Annotated in this window: 24 protein-coding genes; 20 read left to right on the top strand and 4 right to left on the bottom strand. The window is 55.2% G+C overall.

The genetic code is table 11. The annotated features are described in order from the left end of the window. Positions 1-39: 39 nt before the first annotated feature. From AC1DSG_RS00580 to AC1DSG_RS00510, 15 genes are all read left to right on the top strand, one after another. Entirely contained in the window at positions 40-318 is a 279-nt protein-coding gene (locus tag AC1DSG_RS00580; protein WP_012585367.1) for a hypothetical protein, read from the top strand. A gap of 85 nt (positions 319-403) precedes the next feature. Beyond that, positions 404-598 carry a type II toxin-antitoxin system RelE/ParE family toxin gene (locus AC1DSG_RS00575; protein WP_459213830.1) on the top strand — a complete coding sequence of 65 codons (195 nt, stop codon included), beginning with the start codon at positions 404-406 and terminating at the stop codon, positions 596-598. A gap of 31 nt (positions 599-629) precedes the next feature. Further along, entirely contained in the window at positions 630-941 is a 312-nt protein-coding gene (locus AC1DSG_RS00570; protein ID WP_199918487.1) for an EAL domain-containing protein, read from the top strand. A 38-nt stretch (positions 942-979) separates the two neighbouring features. Continuing rightward, positions 980-2,314, top strand: a complete 1,335-nt coding sequence (locus AC1DSG_RS00565; RefSeq protein ID WP_199918486.1) for a putative bifunctional diguanylate cyclase/phosphodiesterase — start codon at positions 980-982, stop codon at positions 2,312-2,314. A gap of 2 nt (positions 2,315-2,316) precedes the next feature. Then, entirely contained in the window at positions 2,317-2,763 is a 447-nt protein-coding gene (locus tag AC1DSG_RS00560; RefSeq protein ID WP_199918485.1) for a BLUF domain-containing protein, read from the top strand. A gap of 65 nt (positions 2,764-2,828) precedes the next feature. Then, the gene (locus AC1DSG_RS00555; RefSeq protein WP_123085817.1) at positions 2,829-3,257 is read left to right on the top strand and encodes a BLUF domain-containing protein; all 429 of its coding nucleotides are present in this window, start codon (positions 2,829-2,831) and stop codon (positions 3,255-3,257) included. 1,517 nt (positions 3,258-4,774) lie between these two features. Beyond that, positions 4,775-5,116, top strand: coding sequence for a hypothetical protein (locus tag AC1DSG_RS00550; RefSeq protein ID WP_477789121.1), 342 nt, complete (start codon positions 4,775-4,777; stop codon positions 5,114-5,116). Between the two features lie 85 nt (positions 5,117-5,201). Continuing rightward, positions 5,202-5,636 (top strand): antirestriction protein, encoded by a 435-nt coding sequence (locus AC1DSG_RS00545; protein ID WP_477789120.1) that lies wholly within the window; start codon positions 5,202-5,204, stop codon positions 5,634-5,636. A 48-nt stretch (positions 5,637-5,684) separates the two neighbouring features. Beyond that, on the top strand, positions 5,685-6,251 hold the full coding sequence (locus AC1DSG_RS00540; RefSeq protein WP_477789119.1) for a hypothetical protein: 567 nt from the start codon (positions 5,685-5,687) through the stop codon (positions 6,249-6,251). 394 nt (positions 6,252-6,645) lie between these two features. Continuing rightward, positions 6,646-6,909 (top strand): stable inheritance protein KleA, encoded by a 264-nt coding sequence (kleA, locus tag AC1DSG_RS00535; RefSeq protein ID WP_120266802.1) that lies wholly within the window; start codon positions 6,646-6,648, stop codon positions 6,907-6,909. 111 nt (positions 6,910-7,020) lie between these two features. Continuing rightward, complete coding sequence (kleE, locus tag AC1DSG_RS00530; RefSeq protein ID WP_477789118.1) at positions 7,021-7,356, top strand: KleE stable inheritance protein; 336 nt, start codon at positions 7,021-7,023, stop codon at positions 7,354-7,356. Between the two features lie 60 nt (positions 7,357-7,416). Continuing rightward, positions 7,417-7,668: an antirestriction protein ArdR gene (locus tag AC1DSG_RS00525; RefSeq protein WP_153438244.1), complete on the top strand. Its 252-nt coding sequence runs from the start codon at positions 7,417-7,419 to the stop codon at positions 7,666-7,668. A gap of 181 nt (positions 7,669-7,849) precedes the next feature. Then, a complete protein-coding gene (locus AC1DSG_RS00520; RefSeq protein ID WP_120266786.1) occupies positions 7,850-8,152 on the top strand; it encodes a TrfB-related DNA-binding protein in 303 nt (100 codons plus the stop codon). Between the two features lie 2 nt (positions 8,153-8,154). Further along, positions 8,155-8,925 carry a ParA family protein gene (locus AC1DSG_RS00515; protein ID WP_471870958.1) on the top strand — a complete coding sequence of 257 codons (771 nt, stop codon included), beginning with the start codon at positions 8,155-8,157 and terminating at the stop codon, positions 8,923-8,925. Then, positions 8,922-9,962, top strand: a complete 1,041-nt coding sequence (locus tag AC1DSG_RS00510) for a ParB/RepB/Spo0J family partition protein (RefSeq protein ID WP_477789117.1) — start codon at positions 8,922-8,924, stop codon at positions 9,960-9,962. The genes AC1DSG_RS00515 and AC1DSG_RS00510 overlap by 4 nt, the downstream gene beginning before the upstream one ends. Positions 9,963-10,284: 322 nt before the next feature. Here AC1DSG_RS00510 and AC1DSG_RS00505 read toward each other — a convergent pair whose 3' ends face one another. After that, complete coding sequence (locus AC1DSG_RS00505; RefSeq protein WP_477789116.1) at positions 10,285-10,815, bottom strand: PBECR2 nuclease fold domain-containing protein; 531 nt, start codon at positions 10,813-10,815, stop codon at positions 10,285-10,287. A gap of 363 nt (positions 10,816-11,178) precedes the next feature. Here AC1DSG_RS00505 and AC1DSG_RS00500 point away from each other — a divergent pair, with 363 nt between their 5' ends. Continuing rightward, positions 11,179-11,532, top strand: a complete 354-nt coding sequence (locus AC1DSG_RS00500; RefSeq protein WP_477789115.1) for a KfrB domain-containing protein — start codon at positions 11,179-11,181, stop codon at positions 11,530-11,532. A gap of 27 nt (positions 11,533-11,559) precedes the next feature. After that, positions 11,560-12,198, top strand: a complete 639-nt coding sequence (locus AC1DSG_RS00495) for an IncP plasmid survival protein KfrC family protein (RefSeq protein WP_477789114.1) — start codon at positions 11,560-11,562, stop codon at positions 12,196-12,198. Positions 12,199-12,259: 61 nt separating this feature from the next. On the opposite strand, the gene AC1DSG_RS00490 is transcribed toward AC1DSG_RS00495, so the two are convergent. Genes AC1DSG_RS00490 through AC1DSG_RS00480 form a run of 3 tightly spaced genes read right to left on the bottom strand, consistent with a single transcriptional unit; the run spans position 12,260 to position 13,835 of the window. Further along, a complete protein-coding gene (locus AC1DSG_RS00490; protein ID WP_086799752.1) occupies positions 12,260-12,697 on the bottom strand; it encodes a conjugal transfer protein TraM in 438 nt (145 codons plus the stop codon). Continuing rightward, complete coding sequence (locus AC1DSG_RS00485; RefSeq protein WP_120266791.1) at positions 12,697-13,425, bottom strand: nucleotide-binding protein; 729 nt, start codon at positions 13,423-13,425, stop codon at positions 12,697-12,699. The genes AC1DSG_RS00490 and AC1DSG_RS00485 overlap by 1 nt, the downstream gene beginning before the upstream one ends. After that, a complete protein-coding gene (locus AC1DSG_RS00480) occupies positions 13,425-13,835 on the bottom strand; it encodes a TraK family protein (RefSeq protein ID WP_477789113.1) in 411 nt (136 codons plus the stop codon). The genes AC1DSG_RS00485 and AC1DSG_RS00480 overlap by 1 nt, the downstream gene beginning before the upstream one ends. A gap of 324 nt (positions 13,836-14,159) precedes the next feature. Between AC1DSG_RS00480 and traJ the strand changes: the two genes are divergently transcribed. From traJ to AC1DSG_RS00465, 3 genes are all read left to right on the top strand, one after another. Beyond that, positions 14,160-14,537 (top strand): conjugal transfer transcriptional regulator TraJ, encoded by a 378-nt coding sequence (gene traJ / locus AC1DSG_RS00475; protein WP_153438255.1) that lies wholly within the window; start codon positions 14,160-14,162, stop codon positions 14,535-14,537. Between the two features lie 34 nt (positions 14,538-14,571). After that, positions 14,572-17,088 (top strand): TraI/MobA(P) family conjugative relaxase, encoded by a 2,517-nt coding sequence (gene traI, locus AC1DSG_RS00470; protein WP_477789112.1) that lies wholly within the window; start codon positions 14,572-14,574, stop codon positions 17,086-17,088. After that, positions 17,085-18,217, top strand: a 1,133-nt coding sequence (locus tag AC1DSG_RS00465) for a type IV secretory system conjugative DNA transfer family protein (RefSeq protein ID WP_477789111.1), incomplete at its 3' end; no start/stop codon positions are given. The genes traI and AC1DSG_RS00465, both read left to right, overlap by 4 nt.

Below are 18,217 nucleotides of genomic sequence, written 5' to 3'. Positions count from 1 at the left end.
ATATACTTTGTTAGTATTAAGTGGCAGGAGGCCCCGATCATGTCAAAACAAGCCGTTTTCACGATGAAGCTGGAGCCCGAGTTGCGCGCCGAGTTCATGGCCGAAGCCGAAGCGGCCCATCGCCCGGCGTCGCAAGTCCTGCGCGAGTTGATGCGCGAGTTCATTCAGAGCCAGCGCAAGTCGCGCGAGTACGACGAGTTCCTGCGCCGCAAGGTCGAGGCCGGCCGGGCTTCAATGCGCGCTGGATTGGGGCGATCGAACGATGAAGTTGAGGCCGAATTCGCCGCACGGCGTGCCAGTGTGGCGAGGCAGTCGTGAGAGTTGTCTGGACGCCCGAAGCGCAGCAAGACCGTGCCGATGTGTGGGACTACATCGCAGCGACAATCCGCGCGCGGCGGCCCGGATGGATGAGATTTTCAGCGATGCGGCCGCCCGGTTGACCCAGCACCCCATGTTGGGCAAGCCGGGAATCGTTCCTGACACCCGCGAGTTGATCCCGCATGAAAGCTATCGCCTGGTGTACCAGATCGACGGCGAAACGGCGTGGATACTGACGCTGGTTCACACGGCCCGCCTGTGGCCGCCTGTGCGCGATTAAGAAACAATCATGGCAACGATGAAACGGCGCGTTGACTGACTGCTTTCGAGCCAGACCGCGGTCGGCGGCAGGCGGCCAGCGGCTGCCGCTGGACGAGTTGAAGATCGACCGCTCGTTCGTGAGGAATTTGCCACATTCAGCCAACAGTCTGGCCATCGTGCGGAGCATCGTTGCCCTGTCAAAAGCGCTCAACCTGCGGCTCATTGCGGAAGGGGTGGAGGAAGCCGCTCAAATCGAGGCCTTGGTGGGCAATGGTTGTGATGGCTTTCAGGGCTTCTATTTTGCAAAGCCCTTGCAACTTGAGGCGTTTGAGACTCATCTGGCCAATATGCAGCAGGCTTGAGATAGCGTACGATCAGGCGCGGCGCTTAGGACAATCCAATGGACATCTCGTCGATACACCAAGACCCCCTGACTGGACTGCTGAACCGGCTCGGGCTGGAGGCGGCGCTGCAAGAGCAAGACGCGCTTGGCAAGCGAGACTTGACCTTGCTGTCGGTCCAGATATCCCGCTTCGGCAGCATCAACAGCAGCTTGGGCGGGGCCGTGGCGGACAAGATCATCACGATGACCGCCAAGCGGCTGCAGAAAACCTTCCCGAACGCCTTGTACATCGCCAGGGCTCACGGCGACCACTTTTGCCTGCTGTTCGAAGGGCTGCATGCCGTTGACGACACGATCGAACGTCTCGATGACTTTACCCGGCGACCTTTCGCAGTGCGCGGTGAAATCATCGTGCTCAGCGTGCGGATCGGTGTTGCAACGATGGACTCTTCGTTGCCGGTCGCGGCCTTGCTATTGCAGGGTTCGGAAATCGCTTTGCATGCCGCAAAGTCCACTCAGAGCCGGGCGAGTTTTTACAAACCCGAGATGGAAGACCAGGCACGGCAGGCTCATCGGCTCGAGAACGACCTGCGGGTTTCACTCGTCAATCACCATGTTGAGTTGCATCGGGCCCTGGCCAATGATGAGTTTCAGATTCACTACCAGCCAATCATCGACTGCAAGACCGGGCAGATTCACGCATTCGAAGCGCTCATGCGGTGGCTGCATCCCGAGAAAGGCTTCATCTCGCCGGCGTTGTTCATCCCCATGGCCGAGCAAATCCAGGTGATGGACGTCCTGGGAAGCTGGGTCATTCAGAAGGCCATCGCGGACGCTGCAGTCTGGCCCAACGGCGCCAATGACCTCAGGATCGGGGTGAGCATCAATATCAGCCCGAGCCAATTCATCGCGCCGGCGATTCTGCTCAATACGGTTTCACAGGCTCTCGCGCAGTCCCAACTCGACCCCAGCCTGATCAAGCTGGAAGTCACTGAGTCGAGTGCGTTTGTCGAAACCATGGGTGAAACCCTCCGCCAGCTGAAGCAGATGGGCTGCAGAATTGCGCTCGACGACTTTGGTACGGGCTATTCGTCCCTGACGCAGTTGCACCAGCTTCCGTTGGATTACCTGAAGCTGGACCGCTCCTTCATCAAGGATCTGGACTCGGAGTCGCCCGACGAGGTCCGACGCAGCCACAAGCTGATCCAGGCAATCTTTTCACTGGCAGACACATTCGAGATTACCGCCGTCGTGGAGGGTGTCGAAACCCAACGCCAACTCGATGAAGTCCGGCTACTGGGCGCCAACCTCATTCAAGGCTACTTCTACTCCAAGCCCTTGCCAGCCGGCGAGATTTCGCACTACATCAAAACCTTCTCTCACGGAGCATGACGATGAACGCACTGTATAGCCTGGCCTACATCAGCAAGAACACGATCAAGGGCGACCGTGACGTAATCGAGGCAGAAATCAAATCCATCCTGGCCAGTGCCCACAAGAACAATCCGGCACTGAACGTGACGGGTGCGCTGCTCTACTCGGGCGGCTATTTTTGCCAGGTTATCGAAGGCCCTGAGGAGGTCTTGGAGGAACTATTCGAGAACATCCAGCTCGATAGCCGCCATGGGCAGGTTACCGTGTTGCATTTTGAGCCGATCGAGGAGCGTAGCTTCGGCGAATGGGCCATGGCCTTTGCTGGCATCGAGGACGAGATGCGTTTCGATGCCGCAGGGATTCTCGACTCCAAGGACAAAATCAAGGCCGAAGAAGCGGGACGCAACCTTGTCAGCACGCTGGACCGGCTCGTCACGCAGCATCAAGGGGTGCTGAAGAACGCCTGATCAATCGGCGGACTCGACAGCACTCGATTACTGAATAAAAAATTACCCATCAGAGAACGAGGGCTATGCCAACCCCAATTTATCGCGTTGTATACGTGAGCGCAGCCTCGGAGCTGTTCAGTAAATCGGCCCTGCTTGAGCTGCTTTCAAAGGCTCGTGAGAAGAACAATCGCCTGGGAGTGACCGGACTGCTGCTCTACAAAGACGGGGATTTCATCCAGTTGCTCGAGGGTGAGCGAACCGTCGTGCAGGCGCTGTATCAGACCATTGTGAAAGACCCTCGCCATCGCGGCGCGACAATGCTTCTGGACGGCGAGGCCGATGAGCGAATGTTTTCGGACTGGTCGATGGGATTTCGAGATTTGTCTGATCCAGCCGTACAAGCGACGCCGGGATTCTCGCAGTTCATGAATAGCCGATTGGTTGCAGAGCGCTTTGCTGACGATCCAACGGGTTGCCTTGGGCTGTTGGCCCTCTTCAAACCGAAGTTTTAATAATCATCCGTCTGAGTAAGGTGATGCGCCCAAGCTTCCATGGAGGTTGCTCAGACGATTTGAACACAGCTCGTCTTTATTGCGAGGTTGTAGAGGCTTGTTGCTGGAACGACAGCTTCGCTCGGAAAAGCGCCGCTCAGTCTTTGCCTCAGTGACCGTCGGGTGAGGGTCGGGTGCCGTCGCGTGCGCAGCGTCAAAGCTGACATGACGAATACGTGAGAAGGGCCGATGCTCGCCGTCCGGTCAGGCTGTTGAGTCGCCCCTGCAGGAGTCACAGCGCTCGTATGTCACGCGCCATCCGAGACGTCAGTCGGCCTCATCCAGACCGGAACAATTTGAACGTGAACGCCCGGCTGCCATTGCCGTGATCGAAATGGCGGCTGGTGACACGACTGCTTGATCTACCCCGGATACTGGTTGTACAGCTTGGCAACCCTCGAGAAGTTTACCGCTGAAACCAACGTAACCCGCTGTCGCGTCCAGTTGAAGTACACCTCAACTGGGCGTCAGTCGGCTCACCACCTGCGCGTCAGACTAGGGCCGCTTTCTGCATTATCTGACGCCTAAACGTCAAACTCTATGGCCTCAACCTGACAGGCCGCATGCTTAGCGTACGATTTTGTCCGTTTTCTCTACCGTCCCCTGGATGCGCTCGTGGCGGGACTGGAGCTGGGCTGACGGAAATTTCTGGGATTCCGGCGTACAACCCCAAGAACGCCTGTCGCTGTTCAACGACTGAGAAAGGCACCCCCACTGACCTACTGATTTTTGCCGCAGACATGCTGCCAAACAACGACTCGTACCCAAGCCACGGGCCTTGATAATTCGGTATCGAGGCCGGTTCAGGAGTTTCTGGCAATGGTGCTGCAGGCTTGAAGTCGAATGCCTCCCGCGATGCCTTGGCTGTGGCGAGAGACACGCCTGCAAGATTCGCAATGTCCTGGTCACTGACAAGGCCGAGAAGCGCCTTGTAGGGCCTCACAGGATGATCTAAGGGGATACGTTGCTGTCGTGTAAGCGGGACTGGCCGAGGCTTCGCCGGGATGCCTAGAGATTCGCGATAGGTTGTCACGCTGGAAATGGACGCGCCGCATCGAGCGGCAATAACGCGATCTGATTCGACCCCTAACAAGTGACGGAAAGGCTCAATTACTTGATTGACCGAACATGCCGCAATTCCTAACGCCAGGCGTCGGGCGCGGATTCGGCCTTTCGTTGTACCAACAAGCCGTGCCAGGGCCTGGTCTTTCAAGCGTCCCAGCTTGCAGTCATACCATCTCGGTAAGCCTACGGTCTTCCAATCGACAGCCATATGACCCTTAGCCATTCAAAAAATGGACAGTATTTTCGTTCTCATTCGAGAGTGCAAGGCAGGTTGGACACCAAAAGGGAAGTGCCGGAAAGCCCCCCAAGTGTTAGCAATCAGGCCAAAAAATCTTGCCGCGTAGGTCTTGAAGCCCTACAATACTACGCAGAGGCCGGGCAGTTTGCCCAGGTCATTTACCGGAGTTCATCCGATGAATACTGTCAAAGTTGCCGTTCTGCGCGCTGAAACTGATCGCGTTTTTCGCCTGGCAAACAGTCACTACCATGCTTGCGTTGGAGTGCGTGAGGTTCAGGGCTGGCAAGAAGTCGCCAATCGTGTATTGGATGAGAGTGCCTTGCTCTCCTGCAAGCGTGCCACTGCTTACGATTTGGATCAGTGGACTAGCGCAGTCCAGGCCCTTAAAGATCGGCTGGCGGCGTCTGTAGAGCGTCTGGCGCAGCTCCACGCGAAGGATGCCAAGCCTTCGCAGCGGCCTATTTTGCGGGTAGTAAGTCCCTGCGAAAATTACTCGCAGAACGACAGAATCCACTAAAACAGTTTGACGGCATAGGGCTTTAAGCCCTATACTTGTTCCTGAAGGCCGGGCATGTAGCTCAGGTCAATACCGGAACAAACCGATGACTATTCAAGATCAAGAAATCACCCCCGTTACCTCCACCATCGTTGCAGATGCTGACCGCCTCGACTTCTTCCCTACCTACTTCGGCAAATACTTCATGGCCGGTGAAAACCTGCTGTACGTCCATGCCGATCGTTTTGTGCAGGACTACCAGGGCGGGTACTGGAATTTTTACACCCTCAGTAACGGCGGCTTTTTTGCAGCGCTGGACACTGACAAAGAGCAGCATGTGGTGATCGCAGATAATTATTGCTCCGAGCGCATGAGTGCAGAGGCTGCGGGGGTCACGCTGATGCTTTTCGTATTGGGCCGTCTTTTGGCGGCACGCATCCCTGAAAACGAGTCAGATCGGTTCATTGACCTTTACCACAAGTTGCGAGAATTCGCGCTGGAACACGCGGAAGTGCAAGCCATTTTGACCGCCATTGACTGATCAAAAGGCCCGGTTAACCACCGGGCTTTTTTCTACTGGGACAGACCAATGACATTCGACGAAAAGGCCAGCCAGGTACGCAACGAAGCCGACAAGGAGGCGATAGCGCAGTTACTGGCGCAGTACCCGTGGGGAAAGGATGTAGGGCCGCGACCAGCGGGTACTGTGCCCGACTCTAGCGCTGATTTAGACAGTCTGACGAGCGAGCCAATTAAGCGAAAGTTGAAGTTAGAAAAACGAATACAGACATACCGCGCAACGCTTGCTCGATCCATCGCGAAGCACGACGACCTCAAGCGGCGGGGGCTGGATGAAGTGGGGGATTATGACCTGATGGTTTGCTATTCCGGCAGTCCACTTAATGCCTGTAGGCACACGATGGAATTGCATGAGGCTCATATTTCCTATGACCTAAGCATTCTTGAGATACTGGATAGGGAACTGTCTAAATTAGACGTGAGCATTCCCCCAGGTTTTGTGTTGGTCGATGCCGTGTTGCCTGCACACCAGGCGTTCCAGGTTCGGAAATGGGCTGAATCGGCAAAGACAAGACTCAACCAGGCCAGGGCAAAAGCCCGGATGGACACCAGAACAGAAAAGAGAGACAGCGAATGACAGATACTGTCAGGTTTGACATTAGGCCGGAGTGTTTCCGGCCAGCGGCTGGTTGGGAGCAGCCTACCCCGGAAGAGGTTCGGGAAATACTTTTGCGAATTGATCCGCCAAGAGGTCTTAGTGGGGCCGACGCTGCAAAACTGTTAGGCATTCATGGTGGCAGACAAATCCGCCGCTGGACTGGCGGCGATGCACCTATTCCCTATGCCGCGTGGGCTATTTTGGCCGATATGGCGGGCATAGAGCGCATATGGGTTGGACACCATAAATAAGAATTTTAGCGGCTAAAATTCGATCTTTAGCTAAATAAATATGGAAAAATAGGACTTTAAGCCCTATAATGCAATTCAAGGCCGGGCAATTTGCCCAGGTCAATGACCGGAGTCGGAACCCGATGAATCAGCAGCGTATTATGCCTTGGATTGATTTACTGCCAGGGGTTGTAACCACAGACCTGCAACAGCGCCGAGACACCATTCAGGAGTTGACTCGCCAGGCGGCAGAAGCAACGCACAAGGCTCAACTGCTGACCCGCCAAGCGGAACAGCTAAGAGAGCGAGCTAACCTGTCGGCTTGCAGCTTGGAAGGTGACGCCAAAGGGAAGTTTTCAGCGGAAGCTGTAGAGAAGGCAAAAAGCCTGGCTTATCCGCCACGGTGATTGAAGCGCCCCGGATTGCTCCGGGGCACTTGACCCGATGCGGACACATCAAGCCCAAGCCAGGTGCTTGCAGGTAGCATGTTCATGCAATCGCATGGGAGGGGTCAAGTTATGGCTAACAACGTATACAAGTTTCCAGGTAGCGAAGGCGCCCAAGAGGCCCTTAATGCTGTTCCTGAGTCGGCATCTCTAAAAGCGCCTAGCGGGCCTGGTGCGACTAAAAAGGCTTTCTCGGGGGCCGTTAAGGTTTTGTGGGTTGTTGTCGCGCTCGTTTGGCCGGTTCTACGCTGGCTGCTGGCTCTCGACGTAGTATTTCAAGGGGTGTTGATGCTTTGGCACTGGGACACTCCAGGCAGCCACGCAGGATGGACATTTACCCTGCACTTCGCAGCCCTGGTAGCACTCACCTTCTTTGTGTCGGTGTTCAAGCCCAAAGGCGTTAAGTAACTCAATTTCACCACGCGAAGGGTCGGCAGGATCTACCTACAAACAGATAGGGAATCGACAATGAATCAGCTTATCGGCGCGCTACACGCAACCGTCGCCAAATGGCGTGCAGGCAACCAGGATCACCGTGATGGTGTTGTGCTGGTCTGGCAAGGTGAAGTGTATGGATGGAAAAACTGCCTACGGGATGCGGTTCATGAACGTCCTGGAGCTTACGCCGTAGACGAAGGTGGTCACGTGTTTATTGCCGAAGGTGGTGACGACCAAAACGGCGCCAAGTGTTGGGTTGTGGTTGACCAAGCCGACGGTTAGCGAGAAATCTGAGAAATGACGATAAAGGCCCTATGGGGCCTTTTTATTTAGCTAAATAAATGGATTTTAGCGGCTAAAATTCTTGACCGTACACTATAGTTTAGCTAAACTTCTAGGCATGCAGCGGCGGACACCGCTTTGATCAACTTGCCAGGTGCGGAGCTAATTATGGGTATGATCCATGACCAAAAAAACCATGACCGAGGCCCAGTTTGCGGAAACAACCAAAGACCTGAATGTATCGCCTCAGACGCTGGAGATAGCGCACGGGGTTTTGGTATTGGGCAAACCTCAAGCGCACTACGCGCAGGAGTTGAAATTGACGGCGGGGGCAATCTCGCAGGCAGTACGGCGAGTGTGGTCAGCGTTCCAGGAGCAGAGTGCAGTCCCGAGCGGGTACGAGCGGGTAACGGCGATTCTTCCAGCGCACCAGGCGTTCATTGTGAAGAAGTGGGAACAGGCACACAAAAAAACGGAATCTTAAAAATGAAGATGAAGACACTGGCAAATGCGATTCAGAAGGGGGGGCAAGGGAAGACCATGACGACCTGCCACCTAGCGTTCGATGGTGCGCGCCGTGGCCTGCGCGTGGCTGTGATCGACCTCGATCCACAGGGCAACGCGAGCTACACCCTAGAGGCCCATGCGTGCGGCCTGTTCGCTAGCCAGATGTTTGATGATTCGCCAGACCTTGTGTTGTCATTTTTTGCCGACCGCGATAATTCGGGTATCACCCTGATTCACAATGATGATCGCTTGGCCAACATTGAAAAGCTTGACCTGGAAGATGCTGCAACGCTGTTGCGCACCCATGTTGAGGCGCTTTCGCAGTATTTCGATGTTTGCCTGATCGACACGCCGCCATTCCTCAGCAACGTAATGGCATCGGCACTGTTGAGCGCTGATTTTGTTATGTCTCCGGTGGAGCTGGAGCCATACAGCCTGCAGGGCATGGAAAAAATGGTGGCCGTGATTCAGAACCTGCGCGAAGCAAACCCGGCCCTTCAATTCCTCGGAATGCTGCCGAACCGCTACAACGTCAAGATTCCGCGTCACGTTGAAAACATGGCGATCTTGCGCGAAGCCTATGCCGACTTGGTAATGCCTTTTGACATCCGCCAACGTGACAGCATCGCTGAGGCGCTGGGTAATCAAATGCCCGTGTGGGAAATCAAGAAAACCGCTGCGCGTGATGCGACAAAAGAGATTTGTGCAATGACTCAGTACGTGTTTGAAAAGATGGAGGTTATCCAATGAGCGCCAATACCGACAAGAAGCCCCAGGAAGCCGCTGTTACGCCGAAGAAGCCCGGCGGAATGGGATTGGGTGGTATGAAACTTTCGGGCCTCCTGAAGACTCAGACGGCCGCTGAGGAAAGCGCTCTGAAGGAGCTGGACCTTACTCTGATTGACGAAGATCCCCATCAGCCGCGTCTGGAAGACAACCCAGGCTTTCGCCCTGAAATGATTGCTGAAATCGGCGCGACTATTAAAGCTCGCGGTGTGAAGCAACCCATTTCGGTACGGGAGAACCCGGACAAGCCAGGACACTACATCATCAACGATGGAGCGCGGCGCTTTCGCGGCTCCAAATGGGCACATAAGACGACCATCCGTGCAATCGTGGACAACGACTTTGTGCCTGATGACCAGGTGGTGGCGAACATCCAGCGCGAGGGGCACACGGCGCGAGAAATAGCCAAGCTCATTGACCAGCGTTTGGCGTCAGGCATGAAAAAAGGCGAGATTGCCAAACGCTGGGGCAAGTCGCCGGCATACATCACGCAACACGCAGCCTTACTCAATTTGCCCCCTGTAATCGCTCAGGCGTTCGATAGCGGCCGTATCGCTGACATTACCCTGGTCAACGAGCTGCTAACTGCCCACAAGGACAAGCCTCAAGAGGTAGCCGACTGGCTGGCAGACGAGAACCAAGAAATCACACGCGGTTCCGTCAAGCTGTTGCGGGAGTTTCTGGATGAGGGGACCGAGCGCGACCCTCATACCATCGACGCATTCAACGGCAAGACGGACGCCGAGAATGACGACGATGAAGGCGGAGAAGGCGGAGAGGAAGGGGCCAGCGATGGCGGGAAGAAGCCGCCGAAAGAAGCAGACCCTACCAAGATCAAGAAGGCTATTGTCCAGGTCGAAATCAACGGCGACCTTTGCCGTCTGATCCAGACCAAGCGCCCAACTGAAACCGGCCTGGCCTGGTTCAAGAACGAGATCAGCGGCGAGGAATTTGAGGCTGACCTTACTACTGCAAAAATGGTTGCCCTGGTCGAAGGCTAAACATTTTAAGGCGCGCGCCTGGCGCGCGCTGCACTTTTCGTAGCGCTGAAAAGACACCATTGGGGGTCATTCAAGGTCACGGAACCCCCCGTAAAATAACGGGCATTCATCAAATTTGGTTGACACAAGTGTCACCTTGTATATGATTGCAAGTGAGCGCGAAACCAGTGGCCTTCAGCGGCAATGACTGGCGTAGGAACCCCGGCGATGGCTGAACATCGGCGTAGGGTGAGACCTCCACACCCCTGCTTGAGGGTGTGTATATGAATATCAAGCTTCAAATTCGAGGGCTACTGTCACCAGTAGCCCTTTTTCTTTGCTCTCAAAAAAGCGTGTAGCGCTTGTACAGCAGCTCGCCATGACGATGCTTGTTGAGCGATTTGGCGTCCGTGTGCATAAAGTTCCAGAGCATCTGGCCCTCGAAGAACACAACGCTTACTAGCATCTGCCGCTTCGACTCATACGCACCGATGAAAGCCAGACGGTCAGTGCCGTCCGTGAAGGCCACTTTCCAGACTTCCAGCGGCCCTGTGAGCGTATCTAAAGCCAATCTCACGTAGCGCTCACGAGCATCCAGTCGTTTTTCGACGATGTGATAGATGCTGCTGCGCAGGATCGTCACATCACCCATAGGCGTCTCGACGGTTATGGACAAGATCGCAGGGTCAATGAATCCCAGGTGCTGAGCTGTCACCTCGATGGCGTCTTCATGGGTGGTCGCCGCAGTGACTTCCTCAAGGGCGTGTGTACGCAGCTCACGTTCCAAGGTACGCAGGTCGGGAAGATTGCTATCAACCCACGTGGGTTGGCCTTTTACTTCAGAAATCTTGGGTAGGAGAGTGTCCGTGCTCAAACGTGATGCTCAGCTGTGTCCGATGGCTAGGCCACTATTGTGACACGTCTAAAAATAGACGTGGTGCACAGCGCCGCGCAACCAATAAACACACCTTATGAGGACTCGCAGCCCTCAGAAAGCTGCTGAGATTTCAGGGGGAATAGGGATCGAAAAATCCACCTGCCAAATTTCCGCCGTCAAAAGTCAAAAAAACCTATGCGCAATAATGACTTGCGGCATTAATGCCCTGTAAATAAATCATATTTATCGAATAAAGAGTGGCTAGAATGATTCCAACGATATAAAAATCGGAGGATTCGGGGCCGCTGGCCCCGACACACTTTTTTAGTTATCGCTAAGCAGCGATTAACGGAGCAATAAATGAAGCAGCGCCTACTTGTGATGAACGGACAGAAGCTCGTTCAGGATGAGAAAGCGCCTGGTAAGTGGGAAACCGTGAATGTGGAGAAAGCCGGAGCGTTGAAGCCGGCCATTTACAACATTTACTTGTCCCAGCAGGCCGACAAAACGGCTGCGCACAGTGGCGTGATCCTACACGCTAACAAGGAAAGTATTTACCAACAGAGCGGACGCGATTTTGTGCAGCATAAGCGCTCAGATTTCGATAAAGTACCTGAAATTGGTAGCGCGAAAGTCATCACCTACAGCGCGGAGTCCGGTCGCGCTCAGGTGGATACCCCGACGCAAACGCAGAGCAGGGGGGTGAAGCGCTAATTTTAGCCGCTAAAATGGAGTGTCCTTATGAATGCTGTTAACGACAAGTCGCATAAGCCCGTAAAGCCCCTGTCGGACGTTCCAGCCAGATCGGTAGGAACAGTAGTTTCAGAGGCTGACGCCCTGCAACAGCAAGCAGAAGACGCCCATGGCGAGCAACAGGCGCTGTTAGAGGCATCTCCTTTGGAGTCTCAATACGCGGCCGCCCTGGAGGCCCAGGTGGAGGCCAAGCACGACCAGGTGGAGCGCATCGAGGTTCGTTTGGAAGGAGTCATTGAGCAGCAGGAAGCAAAGCTCCATCAGATCGAGGCCAAGCAGCCTGGCATCCTGTCGATGCCCAGCACCAGGGCGAACTGGCAGTGTCAGATCCAGCAGCAGCAAGCGCTTTTACAGCGCCTTCATGGGCGCCTTGAAGGCGTGAGAGACATCAAAGACGGCATGGGGCTTCACGGCCCCCGCGTAGAGGAAATGGCGGCCAGAAAGCTGCGCCATGCTGAACCGGAGTTGGCTGAGGGTTGGGATGAAATGCGCGCAGCGCAGCGCGCCCATGAAGCCCTCATGCGCAAGAAGGATCAAGATAAGCGGATCAAGGTCGAGCGTGAGCAGTCTGCAACGGTAGGGCGGGGCCAGACTCAATCACTCAATTTGAATCGCTCGGTCAGTTGACGGGAAGTCAAAAAAAACGCCGGCCCAAGGGCCGGCATTTTTATATCTGGCCACTGGCCAGCTAGTGCAGCGAAGACCAGACAACCAGTAGCGCAGCGGCCAGAGTTATCACGGACGCTGCGACGTTGAGAACAACCAGGTTTCGCGCGGTTTGCGCGGGAGCCTCTGCCCTGCGCAATGCCTTGTCGAATTCGGCTTGCATGGCCTTTGCCGCCTCACTCGCGCTTGCCTTCATGAGACTTGCCATAGCTTCCTTGCTGGCCGTCAGGGAGGCATTCAGGATGCGCTCAGCCTTTTCCTTTGCGTCATTCCCCCACTGGTAGGCAATCCCTTCCAGCTCGCTTTTGAACTGTTCAAGCTGTTCCTCTTGAGCCTTGGCACCCTCGGCTAAAAGCCGGTTGTTCAGGGTGAACAGGATCATGATCGGATCATCCTTGCCTACAGAAATGCCGTGGACGCGAAAGATTTCTTGCCGGAGGCTTTCCAGGTCGTCGGCCATCAGAGTACCCCCGCAGTCTCCAGTTGGCCGAACAGCTGGGTGCGGATCAATTTCAGGCGTTGGCGGTTCATAACCGTGAGTTCAGGGTTTGCCAGTGCCTGGTCAAAGGTGACGCGATCCTGGAGCGTTCTGCTGAGGTCTTGACCGAACGTGTCCGGGTCAAGGTTGGGAACGTGGACAATAGAGGTGATGCGCGCCTTGTTGTCCTTATAAGCCTTCATTTGCTCAAAGGGCTTACCTTCATGCTCAATTGCCCCCCAAAACGGATTGAGCCAAACAACAAACTCAGCTTCTTGAGGGAACTGGCTCGCAAGTTGGCCAAGGCCGGAAACCGTATCAAATAGAGCCTGCCCGCCAGTAACGACCGTGTGAATGATGAGGTCGTGCCCCATATCCTTAATCAGCGCTGGCACCTGGTTACTGATGAGGTAGTGGGTCAGTGGTACGAAGGAAGACGAGCCGTTATCAATGATGATGTCACGGTCAGTCGTGGCGATTGTCTCGATCAGATTGTCGAAGTTCCGAGGGTTGATTTGCTTCTGATCGTTCATGATTTCAAGGCGCTGCACGTTAAGCGCCTCATAACCGGCAAACGTCGCATTCACAGGGTCGGTGTCAATGCACGTCACTTCGCGGTTACTGAACGAGTAAAACTGCGCCAAGGCCGAGCAGCCAAACGACTTGCCTACACCGCCTTTGCCCTGGAGCATCATGTGGATTTTTGCCATTACAGATAGTCCTCTTTGTTAGGTTTTGCATCGAAGTTAAAGCCAGTCGGTGCCGGTGGTTTGACTGGATCTGCTTTCGCTGCAGGAGTGCGCGGAGTGGTCGGCACAGTCTTTTTCTCATTGCTGGCCTGGCTTCCAGGGCGTGCTTCCTCGGCTGGAGCTTTCGGTGCCGCGCCTTGCTTGGATTCCAGGATCAAGCTGTTCACATAGTTACGGAAAGCCTGGTAACTGAACGTCACCTTTCCTTCCTCATTTAGCGTTTCCCATATCGTCTTGATCGGCCATCGGTCATCAAGGGCCTGAATAATCTCGCCTTTCAGCGCGAGAAAAGCCCCCCGGTTCTGCGCTCCTACCGTGGCTTTCTTATTGCGCATCCGGTCAGCGATCCGMTCTGACAGATTCTTAGCCATAGTCTTTTCGCGTTCCTCTAGCGTTCTTTTACCGTTGTTTTTCCATAATTCTGCCGTTCCTTTCTGTCACACACCGTTGTTTTACCGTGCTTTGCACTCGATTGCGAGCGGAAAACGTCGTTTATACCGAAAAAACGGTACGAGAACGGCGCCGTGCATGGTATTGTTTTGGAGTATCAACGGCGATAAGCCGGGCAAGATAGGTGAAGTAGGCCCACCCGTTCCGGGCGGCTCCTCCTTCACTTCCCCTTATTCGCACTTCGTGCTCAACGGGGGATCTTGCTCTGCGAGGCGCCGGCTGCCGCCGACAGAAGCGAGAAGCAAATGCCAGATCAAGAGCCATCGAATCAAAAGACCGTAACGCGGAAAAGCAGCCCGCCTTTGAAGGTGTATTGCTTGCCAAGCGAGCGCGCAAAAATCACCGAGAACGCCCAGGCGGTCGGCCTTACCGTGTCGAGCTATTTGCTCAACGTGGGGATTGGGTACGAGATAAAAAGCACGTTGGATAGCCAGCTCGTTGGCGACCTGGTGAAAGTAAATGCCGACCTTGGGCGTCTTGGCGGCCTACTAAAACTTTGGCTTACAGACGACAAGAAGCTGGCCGCAACCGGCCATGCCTTGACGGAGGGAACTGTGCGCGCGTTGCTCAAGCGTATTGAGGACACCCAGGCAGTCATGTACGAGTCGGTCAAAAAACTATGATTTTTTTAGCCGCTAAAATCTGGTTGGGCTTGCCGTGATCGCGCGTCATGTTCCGATGAAGGAATCGAAGCTAAGCAGCTTTGCTGGCCTAGCCAAATACATCACCAATTCGCAAGAAAAGCAGGAGCGGGTTGGTGAGGTTCGTTTGACGAACTTCCAAAGCGAGTCCTTGGACTGGGCTGTTACCGAGGCTCTGCATGTTCAACAAAGAAACCAGCGCGCGGAGGGTGACAAGACCTATCACCTGCTTATCTCATTTGCGCCTGGTGAACAGCCATCCGCAGAAGTTTTGCGTGACGTGGAAAATCGCATATGCGCCGCCATCGGCTTTGGGGAACACCAGCGCATTAGCGCGGTTCACCATGATACTGACAACCTGCATATCCACGTCGCTATCAACAAGATTCACCCCGAGCGCCACACCATCCATGAGCCATATCGTGCCTATCAGACTATGGGCGATATGGCGGCGATTCTTGAGCGTGAGCATGGCTTGCAAGTCACGAATCACACTGGCCGAAAGCGTGGCAGTGAAAACCGTGCAGACGATATGGAGCAGCACGCCGGTATCGAAAGTTTGTTGGGCTGGATCAAGCGTGAATGCGCAGACCAACTGACTCAGGCCCATACCTGGAATGACTTGCATGAAGTCATGCGCAAGAACGGTCTGGAGCTGCAAGAGCGCGGCAACGGTCTGGTAATCACGGATGGCCGCGGAGTAGGGGTAAAGGCCAGTTCCGTATCCCGAAACCTGTCAAAGCCGAGCCTTGAAAAACGTCTAGGGGCGTTTGAAGGGGACGCCAAAAAGAAGGCGTCCGCTAAGCGCGGCCCGGGTTTGCATAATCGTAAAGCTCCCCCTGTTGTGGCGGTGGGTGGCAAACCACCACCCATGCGCAAAGGTCGGCTTAGCACTCTGTCGCAACTTGGGGGAATGGAGGGCGAGCCAGGCAAGCGTTACGAAGGGCGGCCGATTCATAGTGCTGGCAGTGCGGCGACAACCGAGCTGTATGCCCGCTATAAGGCCGAGCAGGGCATCAAAGTTCATGCTCGCGCCACGGCGTGGGGTGCCGCAAAGAATCGCAAAGATAAGGCTGTGGAGGCCGCCAAGCGCACGGGCCGACTCAAGCGCGCAGCGATAAAAATGCTCAGCGGCCCCGGCGTCAACAAAAAGCTCTTATACGCCCTGGTCAGCAAAGCCCTTCATGCCGAGATCCAGAAAGCCAATACCCAGTACCTGGCCGAGCGGCAATCTATCCACGGCGAGTTTTCAAAAAGAGCATGGGCTGACTGGCTCCAGGCAAAGGCCACGGAAGGGGATCAGCAAGCGCTGAAGGCACTTCGCGCGCGCAAGCCTGCCAAGCCCCGTGCCGGCGACACCGTTGCCGGTAGTGGCCCTGCAAAGCGCTCAAGCCCTATGCCTTTAAAGGTGGACAGCGTTACCAAAGACGGCACGGTAATTCATCGCTTTGCTGGCTCTGCCATTCGCGACGATGGCGAAGCGCTCCAGGTGGCGCGCGGCTCCAATCGCGCTGGGTTGGAGGCCGTATTGCGCATGGCTGTTCACCGTTACGGCCAGAACATCGCCGTCAACGGCAGTGACGAATTCAAAGAGAAGATTGCCCGTGTCGCGGCGACTTCAAACCTCAACATCACCTTCAATGACGCTGCGCTGGAAGCGCGGCGCCAAGAGCTGGTGCGTTTAACAAGTAAGGAGAACGGCAATGACCGATCAAGTAGACCAAACCGAAGTGCCGATGAGCGAAGAAGATCAGCTAGCAGCAGTGATGGCGGATCTAGAACAAAGCGTGGCGGAAGAACCGCCAGAACCGGAATTCGACGAGGACCAGGACAAACAAATAAGTCCTGTCTTGGAGGGGTTGGACCCAAGCCGCCGGCCTTGTCCGGGAACAGTCTGCGAGAGCTGTCCCAACTCGGTGTGGTTCGCCTCCCCGAAAGAAGTGAAGTGCTATTGCCGCGTGATGTTCCTCATAACGTGCAGCACGAAGGAGCCGAACATGCTGGAGGCATGCGACGGGGTGTTTCTGGGGCAGGAAGAAGGGTAGGGACAAACCCGCGTGGCCCTGGTGCAACCAACAAGCCTGGCGTTATCCCGGTCGGTGGCAAGCCACCGGCCATGTTGCGAGGACGGTTGCAGCCTATGTCCAAGATTCGCGAGCTGCCCGTAGATGGCCCTATCAGCGTTCCAGGAATGCCACGGCCACCGATGCCAACGCCTGCGCCTGAGAAAACCATGCCGGCTCAACCGAAGTCGGCAGCGGATAAATACATTGCGGAACGCACCTCAAAACGGGCTAAAGGATTCGATATACCGAATCATAGGCGTTATACTCAGGACGATAAAGGCGCCGCTTTGTTTGCCGGAACCCGGCAAATAGAAGGGGAAACCCTGGCTCTTTTGAAGTGCGACGAAGAAATCATTGTGTTGCCAGTCGATGCGGCCACCGCCCGCCGTATCAAGCGTTATTCGTTGGGTGATGCAGTCACCGTGAATGACAAGGGCGCAGTTACGAAAAAAGGAAGGAGCAGATGAGTAAAGCCAATAATGCGGTTGGGCCGCAAACCAGAGGCAAGAAGCCAGGGAAAATTAAGGTTGTACCCGCCCTTGGCCTTGCAAGTTTTGTCGCTGGATCGGCGGCCGCTACCCAATTTTTTGCATGGAAATTTGAGTACCAAGCGATTCTTGGTGCGAACTACAACCACCTGTATGCGCCCTGGGCGATTTTTGATTGGTGGCACAAGTGGAACGGCATCTATCCCGATGCGCTGACCGCAGCCGGCAGTGTCGGCACGCTGGTCGCGGCGGGGGGGTTGATCGTCACCGCAGCCGCAAAGGTGATCGCCTCAAACTCATCCAAAGCTAACGAACACTTACACGGTTCGGCTCGCTGGGCTGACAAAAAGGACATTGAGGACGCTAGTTTATTGGGCAACGATGGCCGCGATGGCGGCGTCTATGTTGGAGCCTGGCGTGACAAGTCCGGCAAGCTCCAGTACCTGCGTCACAACGGCCCTGAACACGTCCTATGCTATGCCCCGACTCGTTCGGGTAAAGGTGTCGGCCTGGTTGTTCCGACACTCCTTTCATGGCCTCACAGTTGCGTTGTCACTGACCTAAAAGGCGAGCTATGGGCCATGACGGCCGGCTGGCGAAAGGAACATGCCGGTAACAAGGTTATTCGCTTTGAGCCGGCGAGCCTGACAGGTTGCGCATACTGGAATCCGCTTGATGAAATTCGCCTTGAAACCGAGTACGAGGTTGGCGACGTTCAAAACTTGGCGACCCTGATTGTCGATCCGGACGGCAAGGGCCTTGAATCCCACTGGCAGAAAACATCGCAAGCCCTCCTGGTCGGCATGATTCTGCACGTTCTGTACAAGGCAAAGCACGAAGGCACCCCGGCTACGCTTCCTTACGTCGATACCATGCTTGCCGATCCCAACAGGGACGTTGGCGAACTATGGATGGAAATGACGCAGTACAGTCACGTCAATGGCGAGAATCATCCGGTCATTGGATCGGCTGGACGCGACATGATGGATAGGCCGGAAGAAGAAGCGGGCTCGGTTCTGTCTACCGCGAAATCGTATCTGGCCCTTTATCGTGATCCAGTTGTAGCGCGTAACGTCAGCAAGTCGCAGTGGCGCATCAAAGACTTGAT

The sequence above is a fragment of the Pseudomonas sp. P5_A12 genome, assembly GCF_056400685.1.
This window is presented reverse-complemented; position numbering and strand designations above follow the sequence as displayed.